The 20,342-nt window shown below is 69.3% G+C and carries 20 protein-coding genes and 1 tRNA gene; 7 read left to right on the forward strand and 14 right to left on the reverse strand.

The features are described from left to right. Nucleotides 1–100: 100 nt before the first annotated feature. The 3 genes from QFZ21_RS18410 to QFZ21_RS18420 form a co-directional block, all read right to left on the reverse strand. The gene (locus QFZ21_RS18410; RefSeq protein ID WP_307380456.1) at nucleotides 101–388 is read right to left on the reverse strand and encodes a WXG100 family type VII secretion target; all 288 of its coding nucleotides are present in this window, start codon (nucleotides 386–388) and stop codon (nucleotides 101–103) included. Between the two features lie 122 nt (nucleotides 389–510). Then, complete coding sequence (locus QFZ21_RS18415; protein WP_307380457.1) at nucleotides 511–2,196, reverse strand: cell wall metabolism sensor histidine kinase WalK; 1,686 nt, start codon at nucleotides 2,194–2,196, stop codon at nucleotides 511–513. 60 nt (nucleotides 2,197–2,256) lie between these two features. Then, nucleotides 2,257–2,949 (reverse strand): response regulator transcription factor, encoded by a 693-nt coding sequence (locus QFZ21_RS18420; RefSeq protein WP_307380458.1) that lies wholly within the window; start codon nucleotides 2,947–2,949, stop codon nucleotides 2,257–2,259. 154 nt (nucleotides 2,950–3,103) lie between these two features. Here QFZ21_RS18420 and QFZ21_RS18425 point away from each other — a divergent pair, with 154 nt between their 5' ends. Beyond that, complete coding sequence (locus QFZ21_RS18425) at nucleotides 3,104–4,126, forward strand: CPBP family intramembrane glutamic endopeptidase (RefSeq protein ID WP_307380461.1); 1,023 nt, start codon at nucleotides 3,104–3,106, stop codon at nucleotides 4,124–4,126. 60 nt (nucleotides 4,127–4,186) lie between these two features. Here the strand turns inward: QFZ21_RS18425 and QFZ21_RS18430 are convergent, their stop codons facing one another. The 3 genes from QFZ21_RS18430 to QFZ21_RS18440 are packed head-to-tail and all read right to left on the reverse strand — an operon-like array spanning nucleotide 4,187 to nucleotide 7,856. Then, the gene (locus QFZ21_RS18430) at nucleotides 4,187–5,827 is read right to left on the reverse strand and encodes a DNA repair helicase XPB (RefSeq protein WP_307380463.1); all 1,641 of its coding nucleotides are present in this window, start codon (nucleotides 5,825–5,827) and stop codon (nucleotides 4,187–4,189) included. Nucleotides 5,828–5,864: 37 nt separating this feature from the next. Then, nucleotides 5,865–7,571, reverse strand: coding sequence for a helicase-associated domain-containing protein (locus QFZ21_RS18435; protein ID WP_307380464.1), 1,707 nt, complete (start codon nucleotides 7,569–7,571; stop codon nucleotides 5,865–5,867). A 9-nt stretch (nucleotides 7,572–7,580) separates the two neighbouring features. Beyond that, nucleotides 7,581–7,856 carry a multidrug ABC transporter ATPase gene (locus tag QFZ21_RS18440; protein ID WP_307380465.1) on the reverse strand — a complete coding sequence of 92 codons (276 nt, stop codon included), beginning with the start codon at nucleotides 7,854–7,856 and terminating at the stop codon, nucleotides 7,581–7,583. A gap of 118 nt (nucleotides 7,857–7,974) precedes the next feature. Here QFZ21_RS18440 and QFZ21_RS18445 point away from each other — a divergent pair, with 118 nt between their 5' ends. Together QFZ21_RS18445 and QFZ21_RS18450 are read left to right on the forward strand one after the other, a co-directional pair. Then, nucleotides 7,975–8,355, forward strand: a complete 381-nt coding sequence (locus QFZ21_RS18445; protein WP_307380467.1) for a cold-shock protein — start codon at nucleotides 7,975–7,977, stop codon at nucleotides 8,353–8,355. Then, the gene (locus QFZ21_RS18450) at nucleotides 8,339–8,980 is read left to right on the forward strand and encodes a DUF3027 domain-containing protein (RefSeq protein WP_307380468.1); all 642 of its coding nucleotides are present in this window, start codon (nucleotides 8,339–8,341) and stop codon (nucleotides 8,978–8,980) included. Before QFZ21_RS18445 ends, QFZ21_RS18450 begins: the two co-directional genes overlap by 17 nt. Before the next feature lie 10 nt (nucleotides 8,981–8,990). Here QFZ21_RS18450 and serC read toward each other — a convergent pair whose 3' ends face one another. Continuing rightward, nucleotides 8,991–10,103: a phosphoserine transaminase gene (serC, locus tag QFZ21_RS18455; protein ID WP_307380469.1), complete on the reverse strand. Its 1,113-nt coding sequence runs from the start codon at nucleotides 10,101–10,103 to the stop codon at nucleotides 8,991–8,993. A 101-nt stretch (nucleotides 10,104–10,204) separates the two neighbouring features. On the opposite strand from serC, the gene QFZ21_RS18460 reads away from it, so the two are divergent. From QFZ21_RS18460 to QFZ21_RS18475, 4 genes are all read left to right on the forward strand, one after another. Next, nucleotides 10,205–10,906 (forward strand): metal-dependent transcriptional regulator, encoded by a 702-nt coding sequence (locus tag QFZ21_RS18460; RefSeq protein WP_307380470.1) that lies wholly within the window; start codon nucleotides 10,205–10,207, stop codon nucleotides 10,904–10,906. A gap of 343 nt (nucleotides 10,907–11,249) precedes the next feature. Beyond that, complete coding sequence (locus tag QFZ21_RS18465) at nucleotides 11,250–11,990, forward strand: M23 family metallopeptidase (RefSeq protein ID WP_307380471.1); 741 nt, start codon at nucleotides 11,250–11,252, stop codon at nucleotides 11,988–11,990. A gap of 309 nt (nucleotides 11,991–12,299) precedes the next feature. After that, nucleotides 12,300–12,797 carry an HNH endonuclease gene (locus QFZ21_RS18470; RefSeq protein WP_282216424.1) on the forward strand — a complete coding sequence of 166 codons (498 nt, stop codon included), beginning with the start codon at nucleotides 12,300–12,302 and terminating at the stop codon, nucleotides 12,795–12,797. A 46-nt stretch (nucleotides 12,798–12,843) separates the two neighbouring features. Then, nucleotides 12,844–12,916 (forward strand) — tRNA-Arg (locus QFZ21_RS18475). 48 nt (nucleotides 12,917–12,964) lie between these two features. On the opposite strand, the gene QFZ21_RS18480 is transcribed toward QFZ21_RS18475, so the two are convergent. From QFZ21_RS18480 to QFZ21_RS18510, 7 genes are read right to left on the reverse strand one after another with little or no spacing between them, the layout of a single operon-like run. Then, nucleotides 12,965–15,148 carry an MMPL family transporter gene (locus tag QFZ21_RS18480; RefSeq protein WP_307380472.1) on the reverse strand — a complete coding sequence of 728 codons (2,184 nt, stop codon included), beginning with the start codon at nucleotides 15,146–15,148 and terminating at the stop codon, nucleotides 12,965–12,967. A 33-nt stretch (nucleotides 15,149–15,181) separates the two neighbouring features. After that, nucleotides 15,182–16,075: a prenyltransferase gene (locus tag QFZ21_RS18485; RefSeq protein WP_307380474.1), complete on the reverse strand. Its 894-nt coding sequence runs from the start codon at nucleotides 16,073–16,075 to the stop codon at nucleotides 15,182–15,184. Next, the gene (locus QFZ21_RS18490) at nucleotides 16,072–16,419 is read right to left on the reverse strand and encodes a lycopene cyclase domain-containing protein (protein WP_307380476.1); all 348 of its coding nucleotides are present in this window, start codon (nucleotides 16,417–16,419) and stop codon (nucleotides 16,072–16,074) included. Before QFZ21_RS18490 ends, QFZ21_RS18485 begins: the two co-directional genes overlap by 4 nt. Further along, nucleotides 16,416–16,763, reverse strand: a complete 348-nt coding sequence (locus tag QFZ21_RS18495; protein WP_307381353.1) for a lycopene cyclase domain-containing protein — start codon at nucleotides 16,761–16,763, stop codon at nucleotides 16,416–16,418. The genes QFZ21_RS18490 and QFZ21_RS18495 overlap by 4 nt, the downstream gene beginning before the upstream one ends. Next, the gene (crtI, locus tag QFZ21_RS18500; protein ID WP_307380477.1) at nucleotides 16,763–18,358 is read right to left on the reverse strand and encodes a phytoene desaturase family protein; all 1,596 of its coding nucleotides are present in this window, start codon (nucleotides 18,356–18,358) and stop codon (nucleotides 16,763–16,765) included. The genes QFZ21_RS18495 and crtI overlap by 1 nt, the downstream gene beginning before the upstream one ends. Beyond that, nucleotides 18,355–19,263, reverse strand: coding sequence for a squalene/phytoene synthase family protein (locus QFZ21_RS18505; RefSeq protein WP_307380478.1), 909 nt, complete (start codon nucleotides 19,261–19,263; stop codon nucleotides 18,355–18,357). The genes crtI and QFZ21_RS18505 overlap by 4 nt, the downstream gene beginning before the upstream one ends. Continuing rightward, nucleotides 19,260–20,342 carry a polyprenyl synthetase family protein gene (locus QFZ21_RS18510; RefSeq protein ID WP_307380480.1) on the reverse strand — a complete coding sequence of 361 codons (1,083 nt, stop codon included), beginning with the start codon at nucleotides 20,340–20,342 and terminating at the stop codon, nucleotides 19,260–19,262. Before QFZ21_RS18510 ends, QFZ21_RS18505 begins: the two co-directional genes overlap by 4 nt.

The following is a 20,342-nucleotide window of genomic DNA, read 5'->3' on the forward strand; positions in this document are numbered from 1 at the left end:
GCTTCGACAAGCTCAGCGAGCCAATCGCTGAAGAACGCCCCCGGCTTCGGCCGGGGGCGTTCTTCGTGTCACGAGCCACTCGGCCGTGGCGCCGACAGGGTCAGCGGAACAGGCTCGCCGAGTACTGATCCGCGTCTGCGTACTGCGTGGCGGCCGAACCGAGCGATGTGCCGATCGAGTCCAGAACCTGCTCGACGTGCAGCTGCGCACCCTGCCACTGCTCGGCGCAGCCCTGGAACGCGGTCGATGCGCTGCCGACCCAGGACGACTGCAACTGCCGCAGCTGGGCCATGAGTGTCGCGGATTCGCTGCGCAGCCGCTCGATGGTGGCGCGGGTCGCGGCGTGCGCCGCCTGGACCGCTTCGGTGTCGACGGTGAAGACGGACATGGGAACTCCTTCTCGTTGGGGTTCCGACGCTAGGGAAACGATCGACGTCGTATCCGCCCGGCCCCACGGTTCCTCCGCGCGCTGTGCGCAATCGCTCGACGGGAGCGGCTGTGCAGGAGGGTCTACAGCTCCAGCCGGTCGAGCGGCTGCGTGTCTTCGAGCAGGTGCGCGGGCGTCGCGCGCGACGGAGCGAGCGGGAGCGTGACCGTGAAGGTCGCCCCACCTCCGTCGGTCTCCGAGACGGTGACCGAGCCGTGGAGCGCCTTCACGATGGATGCGACGATCGCGAGCCCCAGACCGGACCCGCCCGTCTCCCTGGCGCGCGAGGTGTCGGCACGCCAGAAACGCTCGAAGATCTGGTCGCGGATCTGGGCCGGGATCCCCTCGCCGTGATCGACGACCGAGATGCTCCCCGTACCGCGGACGCGGTCCGAGTCCACGACGATCTCGATCGGTCCGTCCTCGGGGGAGAAGCGGCGCGCATTGCCGAGGAGATTGGTGACGACCTGACGCACCTTGTTCTCCTCGCCCAGCACGATCGGCGGAGTACGCACCGGGATGTCCGGCACCTCGGTGAAGTCGATCGCCGGATGCTGCTCGGCCGATCGGGGCCGGCGCCTCAGCCGGGCCAGCGTCGCCCGCGACAGTCCCCGCGGTGCGGGCGTGGTCTGCGGCGGTGCGGCGACCAGCCGGATGGTCGTGGACGGCGTGGCGTCCACCGTGCGGTCGATCACGGACACCGTGCGCCCCGGTGCGGCGGCGCGCAGATCGAGCGCGGCATCCCTGGCGATGGGCCGAAGGTCGAGCGGCTCGATCTCGGGCTCGCGTTCCTCGTCGAGGCGCGCCAGCGCGAGCAGGTCCTCGACCAGCACGCCCATGCGGATCGCCTCCTTCTCGATGCGCTCCATGGCCCGCGCCGTGTCCTCCTCGCCCTGGATGGCACCCATCCGGTACAGCTCCGCGTAGCCGCGCACGCTGACGAGCGGAGTCCTCAGCTCATGGCTGGCGTCGCCGATGAAGCGGCGCATGTGCTGCACGGTGCGATCGCGTTGTGCGAGGGATCGGTCGACCCGGTCGAGCATGGTGTTGATGGCCCCGTTGAGCCGGCCGACCTCGGTGGTCGGCTCGAGATCCGTGAGTCGCTGCCGGAAGTCCCCGGCAGCGATCGACATGGCCGTCGCTTCGACCTGGCCGAGCCGGCGGAACGTGAGGGTGACGAGTCCCCGGGTGAGGAGCGCCGCGATGATGATGGTGATCAGTGCGATGGTGATGTAGATGCCGAAGTACTGGCTGATGATGCGATCGACCTCGGAGAGCGGCATCGCGACCATCTGCACCCGCAGCCCGCCGCCCTCGGCGTTCTGGGTCGCCGCCGCCGCCCGGTGCATGGTCTTGTCGGCGCCGGGGAGGTCGAACACGGTGTCGGCCTCGGACTGCGCCTTCTGCAGCGAATAGGTCTCCGGGAAGTCCGGCGCCTCATCGGGTGAGCCCCCTGTCGAAGCCTGCAGGACGCCCTCGGCGTCGTACACGGCGAAGGCGAAGTCCCGGGGGCGCTCATCCTTCGGCGTGTAGATCGTGGTTCCTTCGACGACCGCCGTCTCGAAGTAGCGTTCGACGAGGTCACTGGAGACGAGAGCCGGAAGTTGCGCGTCGATGTTCTGGATCAGCGCGGAGCGCAGGATCGGGACGGTGCCGATGCCGGCGACGAGCAGTCCGAGCGCGAGCACGGCGACGGTCACTCCGGTGACCTTGGCCCGAAGGCTGGTGCGCCGCCACCAGCTGGTGACCGCATCCGGCTTGTGCGCCATGCGATCCTCCCGGGTCCGGCTTCGTCGCCGGCTCGGCGGCGTCGATGGTGTCGCGGTCGATCAGACCGTCTTGCCGACCTTGAGCATGTAGCCGAAACCGCGCTTGGTCTGGATCAGCGACTCCTCGGTGTGCGGGTCGATCTTGCGCCGAAGGTAGGAGATGTAGCTCTCCACGATCCCGGCGTCGCCGTTGAAGTCGTACTCCCAGACGTGGTCGAGGATCTGCGCCTTCGACAGCACGCGGTTGGGGTTCAGCATCAGGTAGCGCAGCAGCTTGAACTCGGTCGGGCTGAGCTCGATCGCCTCCTTGCCGGCATGCACATCGTGGGTGTCCTGATCCATCGCGAGCTCGCCGGCGCGGATGACCGACTCCTCGTCGGCCTGCATCGTACGGCGGAGGATCGCCTGTGCCCGGGCGACGATCTCGTCGAGGCTGAAAGGTTTGGTGACGTAGTCGTCGCCGCCGGCGTTGAGTCCCTCGATCTTGTCGTCGGTGCCGTCTTTGGCGGTGAGGAACAGGATGGGAGCCGTGAACCCGGCGCCGCGGAGGCGCTTGGTCACGCTGAAGCCGTTCATGTCGGGGAGCATGACGTCGAGGATGATGAGGTCGGGCTCCTCCTCGAGGACGGCCGAGATCGTGGCGGCGCCGTTGGCGACGGTCTTCACCTGGAATCCGGCGAAGCTGAGGCCTGTGGAGAGCAGGTCACGGATGTTCGGCTCGTCATCGACGACCAGGATGCGCGCAGCAGTCATGACCCCATTATGGTGACTTCGGCCATGGGGATGCTGACATTGTCCGGAACGGCGCGGAGTCGGGCCCTTCTCCGGTGCGCCGAGGGGCAGCGCAGGGCGGGATATCCTCCCGCGGTCGGATGCGCGGAGCGGGCGCATTGGAGAGGATCGAGGGATGAGCTCGAACGAGGACGACACCGCCGCCCCCGCATCCGCCCCGCACTTCGACACGCCTCCGCCGGCCGAGCAGGTCGCGTTCCACCGTCTCGCGCGCCTGCGCCCGCGGTACCGGTGGTGGCGCCTGCTCCTGACGGGACTCCTCGGCATCGCCTTCTACGCGGTGCTCATGCTGCTGCTGATCGTGCCGTTGACGATCTCTGCCGCGCTCATTCCCGCCTGGGGCGTCGAGGTGCAGACGCTCCTGGTCACGGCGGAGTACTTCGATCTCGACCGCCCCTGGTTCCTGATCGCGCTGGTGCTCCCGCTGATCCTGATGATCCCGGCGCTCCTGCTGGCCTCGCGGATCGTGGAGGGACGCGGGGTGGGGCTGCTGTCGTCGGTCACCGGGCGGCTGCGTATGGGCTGGCTGGGCAAGAGCCTCCTGCTCGCGTTCGTCGTGTTCGCGATCTCCTTCGGCCTGCTGCTCGGCTGGTCGGCGGCGACCGGGGAGGGCATGGCTGCGGACTTCTCGCACCCGAACCTCTGGGTCATGGTCGTGCTCGTCCTGCTGCTGATCCCGTTCCAGGCCGCCGCCGAGGAGTACGTCTTCCGCGGCTACCTGATGCAGCTGGTCGGGGGCTGGTTGCGCCACCCCGCGTTCGCCATCCTGCTGCCGGTACCGTTGTTCGTCCTCGGACACGGCTACGACGTCTGGGGTGCGGCGAGCGTCGGCGTCTTCGCAGTGGTCGCCGCCTGGCTCACCTGGCGCACCGGCGGTCTCGAGGCCGCGATCGGGCTGCACATCGCCAACAACGTGTGCATCTTCCTGCTCGGCTCGGTGGGGATGGTCGACGCGAACGCCACCTCCGGCACGCCGATCGACCTGCTCACCTCGACGGTGACGATGGTCGTGTTCGCGCTGCTGGCCGATCTCTGGGCGCGACGGCTGGGTGTCGTCCGCACCGTTGCCGTCCCGCGGCCCATCGCGCCTGCCGGAGCGATGGGCACGCATCAGCTGGCTCCGATGCTCCGCGGCTGAGTGCTCCGGGGCTGAGGGCTCCACGGCTGAGTGCTCCGCCGCTGAGAGCGTGCGCCGCTTTCAGGCTGCGATCGCGTCAGCGTCCATGATCGTGTAGCTGTAGCCCTGTTCCGCAAGGAACCGCTGCCGGTTCTGGGCGTAGTCCTGATCGATCGTGTCGCGGGCGACCAGCGTGTAGAAGCTGGCGGTGTGCCCGGATTCCTTCGGGCGCAGCAGCCGTCCGAGACGCTGGGCCTCCTCCTGGCGTGAGCCGAAGGAACCCGAGACCTGGATGGCGACGGACGCCTCCGGCAAGTCGATCGAGAAGTTCGCCACCTTCGACACCACGAGCAGAGAGATGGAGCCTTCGCGGAACGCCTGGTACAGCTCCTCGCGCTCGTCCACGGGCGTCGCACCGGTGATCTGCGGGGCGTTCAGCGCCTGCGACAGCGTCTCGAGCTGGTCGAGGTACTGCCCGATCACGAGGATCCGCTCGCCCTCGTGCTTCGCGATCAGCTCGCGGACGGCCTGGACCTTCGCCGGTGCGGATGCCGCCAGCCGGTAGCGCTCGTCGTCGGTCGCCGCGGCGTACTCCAGCCGATCGCTCGGCGGCAGGTCGACGCGCACCTCGTAGCAGGCGGCGGGGGAGATGAATCCCTGCGCCTCGATCTGCTTCCACGGGGCGTCGAACCGCTTGGGGCCGATCAGGCTGAACACGTCGCCCTCGCGACCGTCCTCGCGGACGAGGGTCGCGGTGAGTCCGATGCGTCGGCGCGCTTGCAGATCAGCGGTCAGCTTGAACACCGGTGCGGGCAGGAGGTGGACCTCGTCGTACACGATGAGTCCCCAGTCCAGCGCGTCGAGCAGAGCCAGGTGCGCGTACGCGCCCTTCCGCTTCGCCGTGAGGATCTGGTACGTCGCGATCGTGACCGGCTTGACCTCCTTGGCCTGGCCGGAGTACTCGCCGATCTCCTCGGCGGTCAGGCTCGTGCGCTTGAGCAGTTCGTCTCGCCACTGTCGGGCCGAGACCGTGTTCGTCACGAGGATCAGCGTGGTGGTCTTGGTCGCCGCCATGGCCCCGGCGCCCACGATGGTCTTCCCCGCACCGCAGGGGAGCACCACGACTCCGGAACCGTCCTTCGAGAAGGCGTCGACCGCATCCTGCTGGTACGGCCGGATGTGCCAGCCGTCTTCGGCCAGGTCGATCTCATGCGGGGTGCCCGGTGTGTAGCCGGCGAGGTCCTCCGCCGGCCAGCCGATCTTCAGCAGCTCCTGCTTGATCTGGCCGCGCGCCCACGCATCGACCACGAAGGTCTCGGGGTTCGGATGTCCGATCAGCAGCGGCTGGATGCGCTTGTTGTTCGCCACCTGGGCGAGTACCGCGGGGTCGGTGGAGCGCAGGATGAGGGCGCCCTCGTCGTCGCGCTCGATCACGAGCCGGCCGTACCGGTTGACGGTCTCGCGCAGATCGACCGCCACGGAAGGCGGTACCGGGAAGCGCGACCAGCGGTCGAGCGTCTCCAGCATGTCCTCGGCGGTGTGGCCCGCGGCTCGCGCGTTCCAGAGCCCGAGGCGAGTGATCCGATAGGTGTGGATGTGCTCGGGCGCGCGCTCCAGCTCGGCGAAGATCGCCAGCTCGTGGCGGGCGCTCTCGGCATCGGCGTGGGCGACTTCGAGGAGCACGGTGCGATCGCTCTGGACGATCAAGGGGCCATCAGACATAGCTGACCAGTTTAGCTGGCGCGCGGGGGTACCCGGCCTATGGCGTCACGATCGTGGCTGCGAGGATGCTGGACACCGGGAGGGTCCGCTCGACATCGGCCGCTCGGTCGCGTCCGCGGAGCCGTCCGCCACCGATGCCGGTGGCCTCCAGCAGCAGCTCGCGCCGCGACCCGTCCGGCATCCCGACGGTGACCTGGAGCACGGCCCGCGCGCGCACCGCGGCTTCGAGCTCGCGGTCGAGCCATGCCGCATCGGCATCCGGCCCCTGGTGCGCGCGAAGCCGGGCGATCAGGGTCACGACGTCGACTCCGGAGTCAGCCGCCGTCGCGGGGGGAGCGGGATGCCGCTCCCGGACGGGGATCTCGCCGGCGGTCCCGATGAGCGTCGCCGGGTACCTGGCGTCGGTGAGCGCCCAGTACACGGTCTCGCGGCCGACGCGCGTCGTGAGGCTGTCGACGTGCATGGTGAGCGCCAGCGGACGCAGCGACTGGTCGACGGCCATCGCCTCGATCAGATGCTGGTCGGTGCTCTCGATCCGGGTGCGTCCGGTCTCCCCGTCGGTCGAGACGCGGACGAGCCCGTGCCGCTGCGCGGTCTGGGCGACCAGGTAGCTCAACGGCTGCGGGATGCCGGTGAGCGAGATCGCGCTCAGGAACTCGAGGATCGACTGCTCGGTCTCGCCCACGACGAACGCGTGCGCGATGGATTCGGCGGTGAAGCGATACGACGACGCCTGGGCAGCGGATTCGCGGGCGGCGATCGAGCGCAGACGCACGTCCGCTGCCGGTTCCAGCGGCCCCGGGGCGATGGCGGTGAGATCGTTCTGGAGGAAGATCCGGTCGACCTCGGCGGGGAGCAGCTGGACGAGGGCGGTCGGGTCGGCGGGCTCCCCGCGCCGGAGCGCGACGGCCCAGGCGGGCTCGGTGCCGTCCTCGGTGATCAGGCCGAGGAGTCGTGCGGCCTCGCGCAGCATCCGAGAGCGATCCGGCCACGACGGATCCCACGGATGCGCCGACGGCCACTCCTCGGCGGGGATCCATCCGCCATCGGCCGAGCGCACGCCGCGTGGCAGCGAGTCCCGGAACGACGTCGCGAGTATCGCCCAGCGGTCAGCGACCGAGGAACGCAGCCAGGGTTCCGCGGCGGTGGTCGCGCGGAGGCGGCGTTCCACGGCGACGGCGAGGCCCGCATGGACGGCGATCGCCACCAGCGGGTCGACGATCTCGGCGGGGATGCCGGCCTCGGTGAGCTGCCGCTTCTCTCCCGCGCTGATACTGCCGCCGGTGAGCAGAGCGAACGGCGTCTCGCGGGCGACCAGCAGGAGATCTGCGAGGACCGCGACGGTGGTGAACGCCCGCTCGGCCGCGTGCGCCGATGCGCTCTCGGTCGCCGGGGTCGCGGCTGCGGCTGCGGGAGGATCCGACACTGTCCGGCCGGCGATCACGGCGGCGACCGGGGCGTAGGGGGTGCCGTCGGGGCGGAGCAGCGCGAGGGCGATCAGGGGCTCGCGCTCGGGGCCGGGATCCTCGCCGGCAGCCGCGCGGAGGAGCGCGGTCGCCTCCGATGCGGTCAGGAGCGGGAGGACTCGGCCGAGTGACACGGGATCGAGCAGGGCCTCAGCAGCATCGAAGAGATCCTGCCAGGCGACCTCCGGCCGCACGCCGCGCGTGGTGAGGAGGTGGAGCAGCTCGTCATCGCTCGCCGCGGCCAGCCAATCCGCCAGCGGTCTCGCGTGAGTGCTCATGAGGATGCCTCAGGGACGCGAAGCCGCGCGGCCCTTTCGGATGAAGGTCATCACGAGCAGCGTGATGATCATCACGAAGGCGAGCGGCAGACCCCAGAAGGGGATCGCGGCGATGAGCGGCCAGACGCCCTCTCCGAACGCGGACTGGTCCATGCCCACGGCCGTGCCGATGATGATGGCGAAGAAGCAGATCACGGATGCCGCGCCGATTCCGAGCGCGGTGAACGCGAGGATGTTGTCCAGCCGGCGGACGGGAACCTCCGGTTCGGTGTTCTGCGTGCTCATCCGTCCCAGCCTACTCGTACCCGGTCTCGAATCCGCCGGTCGCGCGACCGGTAGGCTGGGAGTGTGCGCGCGTCAGCGTCCGCACTGTTCCGCACACCGATTTTCAGCGAGGTTCTCCATGCCCACCGGCAAGGTCAGGTTCTACGACGAAGACAAGGGCTTCGGCTTCATCGCCAGCGATGACGGCCAGGACGTCTTCCTGCACGCCTCGGCGATGCCCACGGGTGCCGTCGTGAAGGCGGGCGCACGCGTGGAGTTCGGAGTGGCAGACGGCAAGCGCGGTCTTCAGGCGCTGTCGGTGCGCGTGCTCGAAGCGCCGCCGAGCCTCTCGAAGGCGAAGCGCATCCCCGCCGACGATATGGCGATCATCGTCGAAGACCTCGTCAAGCTCCTCGACACCATCGGCGGCGATCTGCGTCGCGGTCGATACCCGTCATCCGGTCACGGCCGCAAGATCGCGGCCGTGCTGCGCAAGGTCGCTGATGACCTCGAAGCCTGACGCCGACGCGCGTCTCCTCGACGCCCACGATCTCGCGCTCGATGCTCTGCGCGAGATCACTCCGGCGTCGTCCATCGGACCGGCCGCCGGCTATCTCCTCGAGGACGACGGCTCGGTCTCCCTGCGCTTCCAGAACCGGCTGCCGGGATATCCCGGCTGGTACTGGACGGTGACGGTCGCACGCGTCGACGACGCCGACCCCACCGTGCTCGAGGTGGAGCTCATGCCCGGTGACGGCGCGCTCCTCGCCCCCGAGTGGGTGCCCTGGGCCGAGCGCCTCGCGGACTACCGGGCGCACCAGGTCGAGCTCGCGGAGCAGGCGGCGGCCACGGCCGAGGACGGCACCGCGGACCCTGCCGAGGACGCCGTCGACGGTGAACTCGTCGATGAGGACGACCTCGACGACGACGACGATGACCTCGATGACGACGACCTCGATGATGACGATGACATCGATGACGACCGTCCGTCCGTCGTGCTGCACGCTGGTGACGTGGACGGTGTCGACATCGACGAACTCGATGAGACCGCGGTCGACGTCGACGAGGACGAGGACGAGGACGAGGACGACGACGTCGACGACGAGGATGCCGACGACGACCTCATCGAGGACGACGAGGAGTGACGCCGGGCGCTCAGGCGCCCAGGTGCTCCAGCACGTAGTCGAGCGAGCGGGTCAGCCGGCGTACGTCGTCCGGCTCGATCGAGACGAAAGTCGCCACGCGCAACTGGTTGCGACCGAGCTTGCGGTACGGCTCGGTGTCGACGATGCCGTTGGCGCGCAGCGTCTTGGCGATCGCGGCGGCGTCGATGCTCTCGTCGAAGTCGATGGTCACGACGACCGGCGACCGGTGCGCGACGTCGGCCACGAAGGGCGTCGCCACTGACGAGGAGTCGGCCCAGTCGTACAGGACGCCCGATGACTCCGCGGTGCGCGCGCCCGCCCAGGCCAGTCCGCCGTTGTCGAGGATCCAGCGCAGTTGGCTGTCGAGCAGATGCAGCGTCGTCAGCGCCGGGGTGTTGAGGGTCTGGTTGAGGCGTGAGTTGTCGACCGCGTTCTTCAGGCTGAGGAACTCGGGGATGTAGCGGTCGGATGCGGCGATCCGTTCGATCCGCTCGATCGCGGCCGGCGACGCGGCGCCGAACCAGAGCCCGCCGTCGGAACCGAGGTTCTTCTGCGGCGCGAAGTAGTAGAGGTCGGCCTGGCTCACGTCGAAGTCGATGCCGCCGGCGGCGCTCGTCGCGTCGATGACCGTCAGCGCGCCGTCGGAGTGCACGCGATCGACTGGGGCGGCGACACCGGTCGAGGTCTCGTTGTGCGGCCAGGCGTAGACGTCGATGCCCTCGACGATCTCGGCGGTGGCGCGAGAACCGGGCTCGGACTTGCGCACGTCGGGGGTCTCGAGCCACGGGGCGGCTGCCGCCGCAGCGAACTTGCCCCCGAATTCGCCGAACACGAGGTTCTGGCTGCGGCGCTCGATCAGGCCGAAGGCCGCGGCGTCCCAGAACGCCGTCGAGCCGCCGTTGCCCATCAGGATCTCGTATCCCTCCGGCACGCGGAACAACGCGGCGAGCTGCTCGCGCACGCTGCCCACGAGGTTCTTCACGGGAGCCTGGCGGTGCGAGGTGCCCAGGATCGTCGCCCCCGACGCGAGAAGCGCCTCGAGCTGCGCCGGGCGCACCTTCGAGGGGCCGCAGCCGAAGCGGCCGTCAGCGGGCAGGAGGTCACCGGGAATCTCGATCGCCATGGGTCGATTCTAGGGGGCGGGGGAGGGAGCGCCCGGCCGCGCGCGGATCCGATGTCCGTCCGGGAATGTAGGCTTGCCTAAGAATCTCGGAAGGCCTGCACATGACCGATCTGATCGACACCACGGAGATGTATCTCCGCACCATCCTCGAACTCGAGGAGGAGAACATCGTGCCGCTGCGCGCACGCATCTCCGAGCGCCTCGGCCACTCCGGCCCGACGGTCTCGCAGACCGTCGGCCGCATGGAGCGCGACGGCCTCGTGGTGGTCTCCGAAGACCGCACGCTCGAGCTCACCGACGCCGGTCGCCGCAAGGCTGTCGACGTGATGCGCAAGCACCGCCTCGCTGAGCGTCTGCTGTCCGACGTCATCGGACTCGACTGGGCGTTCGTCCACGAAGAGGCCTGCCGCTGGGAGCACGTGATGAGCGAGCAGGTCGAGCGCCGCCTCGTCGAGCTGCTCGGTCACCCCACCGAATCGCCCTACGGCAACCCGATCCCCGGACTCGACCAGCTGGGCGACCTGCCGGCGCGCACGTTCGACGAAGGTGTCATCGGGCTCGTGCAGAAGCTGAACGCCGCGGGCGAGGCCATCGAGGGCACTGTGCGCCGACTGGCCGAGCCGGCCCAGGTCGATCCCGAGCTCCTCGAGCAGCTGCGCGACGCCGGCGTCATGCCCGGCGCGCACGGCGATTTCCGCTTCAGCGAGGGGTACGTGCTCATCCAGATGGACGGCAACGAAGACGGTCTGGAACTGCCGGTCGAGCTCGCCTCGCACATCTTCCTCGTCGGCGAGCCGGCCTGACCCGCGAGTCGACCCCCGGAAAACCGCGGAAATCCGCGGGGCCGGAGGATTGTCAGGTTCGCAGGGTGACATGATCGTTATCTTCCGGTAACCTCGGACGAGTCGTCAGCGAAGAAGCCCGCTGGCGATGACCCGTGAAGATTCGCCTTCCAGGCTCGTCGTCTTCCCGGCAGGAACGCACAACGTACCCCGAGCTACATTCGTGCCACGAAAGCAGAGTGCCGACGAGCCAGCGCTACCCGAAAGCGCGAGGGCCCAGGAGGACCAAGTTTTGGCCACAGACATCGAACCGCCCGCGAAGACATCTGAAGACCGAGTTCCCGCCCGTCGCACCAGTGCGCGGGTGAGTGCTCGAAAGGCCGTCAAGCCACTCCGATCGGTCGCCATCTTCGCGGCCGTCGGCGCTCTTGTCGCCGCCGTCGCTCTGCCCGCTTACGCGGCGTCGAAGCCGGCCGAGGCAGCCACCACCGTCCAGCAGCTCGCGGCGGTCGATGCGCAGTCGCTGGTCGTCGCCTCGCAGGCGACCGCCGCCCCGCTGGTCCGCGGCACCTTCTCGGCGACCACGCCGGAAGAGATCGCCAAGAAGAAGGCGGAAGCCGCCGCAGCCGCTCGCGCCGCCGCGGCAGCCACCGCCTCCCAGGCGCAGAGCAACTACAACACCGCCGGCTACGCGCTCGTGTCTCCCGGTTCCGGCGAGGTGCGGTACCCGCTCCCCGGTGGCTCGTACAACCAGGGCCGCACGATCGGCGGCGGTCACAACGGCGCCGACATGCTCGCCCCCGCGGGTACCCCGATCTACGCCGCCGCCGCCGGAGTCGTTCGCGCATCGGCCGAGAACATCGGCGGATACGGCGTGTGTGTCATGCTCGACAGCGTCGTGGGCGGCCAGCAGGTTCAGACCACGTACGGTCACATGACCTACGGTTCGCGGCAGGTGCAGACGGGTCAGACCGTGGCGGCCGGGCAGCTGATCGGCTACGTGGGCAGCACGGGACGCTCGACGGCGAACCACCTCCACTTCGAGGTCTGGATCAACGGCGGCCTGGTCGAGCCCTACTCCTGGCTCGCCGCCAACGCCGGCTGATCCGCGGACACGATCCGCACCGTTCACCTCCCGTTTCGCCTCCTATGCCGCGGGATGGGTTAGCCTGAACCCGTTGTCGTACTGGCGGGAGAGGCTGATGGAGCGAATACCGAGCATCCGAACCATGGATGCCCTCGGTCGTCACGTCCTTCTGCATAGCCCGCAGGGATGCCACGGCGTTGCCGTGCGCGAAAGGCGCTGTCTTTAGACAGCGCCTTTTTTCGTCCCTGCGAACGCTCTGCCGCCTGCGCGACCTCGTGTGAGTCGAGAGTGCCGGGAAGCCGTCCCGGCGGATCGAGAGGATGACGAATGCGCACACTTGTCCTGAACGCCGGCTACGAGCCGCTCGCCATCGTGTCCTTCAAACGAGCGCTCGTGCTCGTGATGAACGATAAGGCGACGGTGATAGAACGCGTCGAAGACGATCCTGTCTGGGGCAGCCACGGGGTCTACGACCGTCCGGCGGTGATCATCCTCTCCCGTTACGTGCGGGTGCCCACCAGCAGGCGGGTGCCGGTGACCAGACGCGGCGTCCTACGACGCGACAACCACCGGTGCGGGTACTGCGGCAAGGCGGCGTCGACGATCGACCACGTGCTGCCGCGTTCGCGGGGTGGCGCCGATTCCTGGGAGAACCTCGTGGCGTGCTGTCTGCGCTGCAACAACGTCAAGAGCGACCGCACCCCGCAGGAGATGCGCTGGCAGCTGCGTTTCACTCCACGCCCGCCACATGGCACCGCCTGGACCGTGCGCGGCACCGAGCGCAGCGACCCACGGTGGGAGCCGTACCTCGCGCTGGCCGCGTGAGACCGTGGCCGACGATCCGCCGAGCTGACCCGTAGACTTGGACGGCGCCCTCGTAGCTCAGGGGATAGAGCAGCCCTCTCCTAAAGGGCAGGTCGCAGGTTCGAATCCTGTCGCGGGCACAGCGTGAAAGGGCCGCCTCCGCAGGCGGCCCTTTCTCATCTGAACGGTCAGTCCTGCCCGCGCCCGAGCTTCGACGGCCACCAGATCTTCTTACCGATGTCATAGGCGAGGGCGGGCACGAGCAGCGAGCGCACCACGAACGTGTCGAGCAGCACCCCGAACGCCACGATGAACGCGAGCTGCACGAGGAACAGGATCGGGATCACCGAGAGCGCCGCGAACGTGGCGGCGAGCACGAGCCCTGCCGACGTGATGACGCCGCCGGTGATCGAGAGCCCCCGCAGGATGCCCTCGCGGGTGCCGTGCGCCTTCGATTCCTCGCGCACGCGCGTCATCAGGAAGATGTTGTAGTCGATGCCGAGCGCCACGAGGAACACGAACCCGAACAGGGGTACGGCCGGATCGGCGCCGGGGAACTGGAAGATCCCGTTGAAGACGAGGGCCGAGACGCCCATCGCGGTGCCGAACGACAGCACGGTCGTGAGGATGAGCAGCACCGGCGCGAGGATCGAGCGCAGCAGCAGCATGAGGATGAACATGATCACGACCAGGATCACCGGGATGATGAGGTTCCGGTCGTGGATCGATGCGTCGTTGGTGTCGACGGAGGTGGCCGTGACCCCGCCGACCAGCGCGTCGAGGTCGTCGAGTTCGGTGCGCAGCTCGCGCACCGTCGATGCCGCCGCGTCGGAGTCTGCGGCATCCGTCAGCGTCGCCTGCAGGAGGACGTCGCCGTCGACGATGGTCGGGTCTGGCGCCGGCGTGCCGGGAGGGCCGATCGCGCTGATGCCGTCGGCGGTCACCGGGGCCGAGCCGCTGGGAGAGTCGGCGGCCGTCACCGAGACGCCGTCCACGCCGTCGCTCGCGAGGAGCACGTCGGCGGCATCCTGCAGCCTGTCCTCCGTGACCACGACGTAAGCCGGGCTGCCGGATCCGCCGGGGAAGTGCTCGCCGAGGGCCACCTGACCGTCGCGTGCCTCGGAAGCCCCGAGGACGAGATCGGACTGCGGGATGCCGGACGCGTTCAACTGCGTGACACCGATCGCGCCCGCCAGGAGCACGACGGTCGTCGTGATCCAGATCAGCCGGTGACGGCGCTTGACGAGTCCGGCGAGGCGTGCCCAGAGCCCCGTGGTCCGCATGCCGTGCTCCGCCGCGACGACCTCGGGCTCGAACTTCGGGCGGCGCGGCCAGAAGACTGCGCGTCCGAACAGCAGCAGCAGGGCGGGCAGCAGGCTGAGCGCCGCGAGCATTGCGAACACGATGCCGATGGCCGCGACGGGGCCGAGCGTGCTGTTCGACTTGAGGTCGCTCAGCAGGAGGCAGAGGAGCCCCGCGATGACCGTTCCCCCGGAGGCGACGATCGGCTCGAACGAGCCCTTCCACGCGGCGGCGACCGCTGCTCCCTTGTCCTGGGAGACGCGCAGCTCTTCCCGGAATCGGGCGACGAAGAGCAGGGCGTAGTCGGTGGCGGCGCCGATCACGAGGATGAAGAGGATGCCCTGGGTCTGACCGCTGAGCAGCAGGACCTCGAACTTCGCGAGCCACCAGACGACCAGCAGCGCGACGCAGAGGGCGAACAGGCTCGTGGAAAGCACGACCAGCGGCAGGAGGAACGAGCGGTAGACGAGCACGAGGATCACCAGCACGGCCAGGAGAGCGACTCCGAGGAGCAGTCCGTCGATGCCGGCGAATCCGGCGACCAGATCGGCGCTGAACCCCGCGGGGCCTGTCACGTGGACGGTGACACCGTCCGGTACGGCGGCGCGCAGCTGCTCGCCCAGCGCCGCGGTCGCGTCGGCGAGCTCCGCGTCGGACTCGATCGGGATGAACGCCTGCGCCGCGAGCCCGTCGTCCGAGGCGAGCGCGGGAGAGACGTCCCCGCCGACACCCTCCACGGCGGGGGCGTCGGCGACGGCATCCGAAATCGCATCGAGATCCGAGTCGGTGAGCTCGTCAGCCGAGGTGAAGACCACGATCGCCGGGATCGAATCGCTGTCGTTGAATTCTCCGAGCAGCGCCTGAACCTGAGTCGCATCCTTCGACTCGGGGAGATAGGTCGTCTGATCGTTGGACGAGACCTCGTCGATCTTGCCGAACAGCGGTCCTCCCAGAGACGCCCCGACCAGCCACACGAGGATCAGAGCAACCGGGAGGAACACCCGCACCCAGGAGTGCCGACGTGAGCGCTCGCGCGAGGGAGCAGCGGGCGCGTGATCAGGGCGGGCCATCAGGATTCCTTTCGGAGGGTGGTCGTGCGAGCGTCAGGCGATCCAGGCGAGGATGAGGATCATCGTCGCGAGGAAGCCGGCGAAGTAGTTCAGAGCGATGAAGCGTCGCCAGGCGCGGTTCGTGGTCCCGGATGTCTCGTCGCTGACGTTCCAACAGGGCGCCGCGTTGACCACGTACGGCAGCGCGAGCACGGCCGCGAGCGGACCGGGCCACGGGGTCAGGAGCATCGCCACCCCCGCCACGACCCACAGGGCGAGGGAGAGCCGCACGGTCGCCCGTGCACCGATCACGGTGGCGATGGAGGAGATGCCGGCCTCCCGGTCGGGGCCGATGTCCTGCACGGCGCCGAACGCGTGGGCGGCCATCCCCCAGAGGAAGAAGGCGACGAGCGTGAGGACCGTGCCCTGTGTGACAGGCGCCGCCGCCAGCGCGAGCCCGACGATCGCGGGGCTGACGAAGTGCGTGCTCGAGGTCACCGAATCGAGGAACGGGCGCTCCTTGAACCGCAGGACCGGAGCGGAGTACGCGATCACCGCGAAGACGCTCACGGCGAGCCAGATCCACGAGGCCGGGTTACCGACGATCACGAGGTAGGCGAGGAACGGGATGTTCGTCAGGGCGGCGGACCACAGCGTCGCCCGATGGATGCGCGGCGAGAGCAGCGCCCCCTCGATGCCGCCCTTGCGCGGATTCGCGAGGTCCGAGGCGAAGTCGAAGACATCGTTGATCCCGTACATCGCGAGGTTGTAGGGGATGAGGAAGTACAGCGTGCCGATCACCAGGGTGAGGTCGATCTCCCGCGTGCTCAGCAGGTAGGCGGCCGCGAAGGGGAACGCCGTGTTGATCCAGCTGATCGGTCGGGAGGACAGCACGATCTGCGCGAAGTCGCCTCCGCGGCTCCGGGAGGGCGCGGACGCGTCGGTCATCGCCGCGCCTCCGTCCGTCGGTCCCGGTGCGGATCGTTCTCGCGTCGACGGCTGCGCAGCGCCGCCCACAGCGCCGGCAGCAGCAGTGCGCCGGCGAGCGGATAGGTGAAGTCCTCGATGGGGGCGAGGCCGATGTGCAGCCCCACCAGGTGGTCGGGGGAGTAGTGGAACAGTCCGGTGGCGATCATGACGGTGTCGAACACGGCGGTGAGCACGAGCAGGGCGAGGACCGTCACTCCGATGGCGGCAGGGTTCGGTCCTCGACGTCGGGCGATGATCGCCAGCGTGAGACCGGCCACCCCGGCGATGACCAGGAAGCAGGCGGAGAGCTGGAGGTAGGTCACGGCCGTTCCTCCCGCGCTGTGCGATCCACCCGGCGACTCGTGAGGATCCGGACCGCGCCGGTGTAGATCACCATCGTGCACACGACCAGGAAGAGCAGGAACACCGGCTCTTCGAGCGGCAGCTCCGGCGCCAGCAGGATGCCGGTCGCGATGGTGGCCTCGCCCCGGAAGAAGATTCCGCTCGCGATGCCGGCGATGTCCCAGACCAGGAAGAACGCGACCCCGACGACCGTCACGACGATGGCCGGCACCGTGTCGCGCCAGAAGAACAACCGGAAGCGCCAGTCCAGCAGCAGCATGCAACCCAGCGACGCCAGCAGAGCGATCAGGTACAGGGCGCCCATCACGCGGACATCCCGTGACTCGATCCCGGCTCGCGCAGGGGACCCGCGGTGTGATCGCCGCGCACCCGCTTCAGCACGATCTCGGCGCTGATCAGGCACATCGGCACGCCGACGCCGGGGGCCGTCGTCGCACCGGCGTAGTAGAGCCCGCGCACCCGCTTCGATGCGTTCTGCGCGCGGAACATCGCGCTCTGGGTCAGGATGTGCGCCGGTCCCAGCATCCCCCCGCGCCACGAGTGGTAGTCGGCCGCGAAGTCCGCCGGACCTGTCGTCTCCCGCACCACGATGCGCTCGCGGAGGTCGGGGATGCCGGCCCAGGTCGAGATCATGTCGATCGCGGCATCCGCCGCCCGCTCGACCTGCGGCGATCCGCCGCCGTCGGAGCCGCCGTGGCCGAGCTCCACATCGGCGGGAACCGGGACGAGCACGAACAGGTTCTCGTGGTCAGCCGGGGCGACGTCCGCGTCGGTCGCGCTGGGGCGGCAGACGTAGGTCGAGGCGGGTGCGGGGACCGAGGGTGAGCGGCCGAAGATCGCGTCGAAGTTCGCGTCCCAGTCGTCGGTGAAGAACAGCGAGTGATGGGGGAGTTCCGGGAGCGCGCCGCGTACTCCGAGCATCACGAGAACGCCGCCGGGTCCGCTTGTCCGCCGCTGCCACCACGACTCCGGATAGGACTGCAGATCGCGGGGGAGGAGAGTCGTCTCGGTGTGATGCAGGTCCGCGGCCGAGACCACGATGTCGGCGCTCTCGCGATGGGCGACGCCGTCGGCATCGACCCAGTCGACTCCGGTCACGCGCGGGCCGTCCGGCCCCTCGTCCGTGCGGATGCCGGTGACCTCCGCCCCGGTGATGATCCGCGCCCCCGCGCCGCGGGCCAGGTCGCCGATGCGCTCGACGACGCGCCAGAAGCCGCCCTGCGGATAGCTGACGCCCTGGTCGAGGTCGAGAGCGCTCATCAGGTGGTACATCGCGGGGGCGCTGCGCGGATCGGTGCCGAGGAACACGGCCGGATACCCGAGGATCTGGCGGATCACGGGGTGGCGGAAGCGACGGGCGGCGAACGTCTGCAGCCGGGTGCCGAGCAGCGAGAAGAGCCGGGGCAGCGCGCGGAGCACCTCCGGCGCCGTGAGGGTGCGCAGCCGCGTGAACGGGTTGTACAGGAAGTACTTCTCGGCCATCGTGCTCGCCTGGTGCGCGGAGTCCAGATAGGCGGTGAGAGCCGCGGCCGAGCCCGGCTCGAGTTCCTCGAAGAGCTCGGTCACCGCTGCGCGCCCGGCGGGGACGGTGACGTGCTCGGCGGCGGCGCCGGTCGAAAGCGGCGGCCGGAACACCCGGTACCCGGGATCGAGCGTCGTGAGGTCGAGCTGAGCGGCGGTCGTGGTACCCATCATCGCGAAGAAGTGGTCGAAGACCTCGGGCATCAGATACCACGACGGGCCGGAGTCGAAGCGGAATCCGTCGCGCTCGATCGTGCCGGCGCGCCCGCCGATCCGGTCGTTCTTCTCGAGCACGACCACCTCGTGGCCGTCACGGGAGAGAAGTCCCGCGACCGCGAGGCCTGCCACGCCCGCCCCGATCACCACGACGCGGCTCATCGGTCCCGCTCCAGGGCGGTCACGACGACAGCCCGGGCCGCGAGAGCGGCCTTGACCGGATCGGGCACGCGGACGCGGCGCCGGTACAGCACCTCGACCGGGGTCCGGGCGACGCGGCGGGTGAGGGCCGCGAACAGAGCGAGGGCGCTGCGCACCGCTGCGCGAGCGTCCCGAGGGAGCAGGGGGATCGCCTCGCGGGCGTCGGCGAGCTGCCGGTGGACGGTCTCGACCCAGCGGTCGCGATCCGCATCCGTCAGGCGTGCGGAGCCGCCGAGATATCCGCGCTGCAGGCGGTCGGTGTCATCCGCCAGGTCGCGGAGGAAGTTCACGTTCTGGAATGCCGCTCCGAGCTGTCGTGCGCCGCGGACGAGGGTCGCGCGTTCGGAGTCCGTCCGCTCGGCTCCCCGGAGGAACACCTGCAGGCACATCAGACCGACGACCTCGGCGGATCCATAGACGTAGCTCGCGTGGGCGTCGGCGTCGTAGGCGGCGAAATCGGTGTCCGCGGCGATGTCGGCGGTCATCGAATCGAAGAAGGGCTGGGTGAGATCCTCGCCGATGCCGCTCTCCCGCGCGGTGCGGGCGAAGGCATGCAGAATCAGATCGCTGCTGTAACCGCGGCGCATCGCACGGTGGGTCTCCGCGATATAGGAGGACAGGGCCTCGGCCTGGGCCGATGGGTCGAGCCCCGCCTCCGCGGCGACTCCGTCGACGATCTCATCGGCGATGCGCACCATCGCGTAGATGTTGCGCACGTGCTGACGGTGGCGTCGCCCGAGGAGGCGGGTGGCGAGGCCGAACGAGGTCGAGTACGAGCGGATGACGTCGGTCGTGGCGATCTCGGCCGTGCGGGTGAAGCGGTGCAGTGCTTCGTCGCCGGGACGACCCGTTGCCTCACCGCTCATATGGTGCGGCCTTCGATGCGCGAGGTCAGTCCGAGGATGGTCCGCCCTGCCGCGGCGGAGATGGATCCCGTCGACTCGGCTTCCGCGAGCACGGTGGACACGGCACCGAGCTGCTCCTGCACGAGGCTGCGCACGAAGCGCTCCGCGCCGCATTCGCGCAGCCGGTCGCGGATGTCGGACGCGTCTGCGTCGCTCAGGTCCAGCGAACCGAAGCGCAGCTCGATGCTCGGCCAGTGCCCGGTCATGCGCGCATAGGCGATGATCGCGGTCTCCTTGCCCTCGCGCAGGTCGGAGAAGGCGTCCTTGCCGTGCGCTTCAGGATCGCCGAAGACGGACAGCAGGTCATCCTGCAGCTGATAGGCGAGACCGAGATGCCGTCCGATCGCCGTGAGCTGCTCTTCTGCGGCGGGCGACGAACCGGCGAGGACCGCTGCGGCGCGGAGCGGGAGGACGAAGGAGTACGTCGCGGTCTTGTAGGCGCTCGTCGACAGGATCGTCCGCAGGTCCGGGGCGATGATGCCGTCACTGAGGCCGATGTCGGTGTGCTCGCCGGCGACCGTCTCGAAGATGGTCTGCTCCAGCAGAGCGAGGAGCCGGACGCGCGCGTCGCTCGACACCTCGGCGCGGGCGAAGCCGAGCACGGCGGAGGCGAGCAGGAGGTCGCCCATGAGGATCGCGCTGGAACGCGCCCAGTGCAGGGCCGGCTCGGCGGGTTCGGTCGATCGCCGCTCCACGAGCGAGCCGATCAGGTTGGGGCGTCGACGGCGGATCAGGTCGCCGTCGATGACGTCGTCGTGGAGCAGGAACGCGAAGTGGAGCAGTTCGACGTGGGCGGCGACGTCGATGGCTCGCTCCACCTCGGTCGCGCTAAGGCCCGCGGGTGTGAGTGATCGCAACAGATCGATCAGCAGTCGGGGGCGGATGAGTTTGCCGCCGAGCGCGTGTTCCGCGGCGGCCTGCCACAGGGCGACGAACTCTGTTCCGTAGTGTTCGGCCGCGGCGCTCCGTTCCGAGAAGCGACGTCGCAGTGCCTCCTCGATCCGGGTGCCGAGTTCTTCCTCGGTCGCCGTGGTGGTCAC

The organism is Microbacterium sp. W4I20 (assembly GCF_030816505.1).
Taxonomy (GTDB): domain Bacteria; phylum Actinomycetota; class Actinomycetes; order Actinomycetales; family Microbacteriaceae; genus Microbacterium.

Excerpts from the sequence above, each read along its gene's own strand:
- QFZ21_RS18445 (WP_307380467.1), top strand. The coding sequence starts at position 7,975 with ATGCCCACCGGCAAGGTCAGGTTCTACGACGAAGACAAGGGCTTCGGC.
- QFZ21_RS18435 (WP_307380464.1), bottom strand. The coding sequence starts at position 7,571 with ATGAGCACTCACGCGAGACCGCTGGCGGATTGGCTGGCCGCGGCGAGC.
- QFZ21_RS18485 (WP_307380474.1), bottom strand. The coding sequence starts at position 16,075 with ATGACCGACGCGTCCGCGCCCTCCCGGAGCCGCGGAGGCGACTTCGCG.
- QFZ21_RS18460 (WP_307380470.1), top strand. The coding sequence starts at position 10,205 with ATGACCGATCTGATCGACACCACGGAGATGTATCTCCGCACCATCCTC.
- QFZ21_RS18415 (WP_307380457.1), bottom strand. The coding sequence starts at position 2,196 with ATGGCGCACAAGCCGGATGCGGTCACCAGCTGGTGGCGGCGCACCAGC.
- QFZ21_RS18420 (WP_307380458.1), bottom strand. The coding sequence starts at position 2,949 with ATGACTGCTGCGCGCATCCTGGTCGTCGATGACGAGCCGAACATCCGT.
- QFZ21_RS18425 (WP_307380461.1), top strand. The coding sequence starts at position 3,104 with ATGAGCTCGAACGAGGACGACACCGCCGCCCCCGCATCCGCCCCGCAC.
- QFZ21_RS18450 (WP_307380468.1), top strand. The coding sequence starts at position 8,339 with ATGACCTCGAAGCCTGACGCCGACGCGCGTCTCCTCGACGCCCACGAT.
- crtI (WP_307380477.1), bottom strand. The coding sequence starts at position 18,358 with ATGAGCCGCGTCGTGGTGATCGGGGCGGGCGTGGCAGGCCTCGCGGTC.
- QFZ21_RS18480 (WP_307380472.1), bottom strand. The coding sequence starts at position 15,148 with ATGGCCCGCCCTGATCACGCGCCCGCTGCTCCCTCGCGCGAGCGCTCA.
- QFZ21_RS18410 (WP_307380456.1), bottom strand. The coding sequence starts at position 388 with ATGTCCGTCTTCACCGTCGACACCGAAGCGGTCCAGGCGGCGCACGCC.
- QFZ21_RS18440 (WP_307380465.1), bottom strand. The coding sequence starts at position 7,856 with ATGAGCACGCAGAACACCGAACCGGAGGTTCCCGTCCGCCGGCTGGAC.
- QFZ21_RS18495 (WP_307381353.1), bottom strand. The coding sequence starts at position 16,763 with ATGGGCGCCCTGTACCTGATCGCTCTGCTGGCGTCGCTGGGTTGCATG.
- QFZ21_RS18470 (WP_282216424.1), top strand. The coding sequence starts at position 12,300 with ATGCGCACACTTGTCCTGAACGCCGGCTACGAGCCGCTCGCCATCGTG.
- serC (WP_307380469.1), bottom strand. The coding sequence starts at position 10,103 with ATGGCGATCGAGATTCCCGGTGACCTCCTGCCCGCTGACGGCCGCTTC.
- QFZ21_RS18430 (WP_307380463.1), bottom strand. The coding sequence starts at position 5,827 with ATGTCTGATGGCCCCTTGATCGTCCAGAGCGATCGCACCGTGCTCCTC.
- QFZ21_RS18505 (WP_307380478.1), bottom strand. The coding sequence starts at position 19,263 with ATGAGCGGTGAGGCAACGGGTCGTCCCGGCGACGAAGCACTGCACCGC.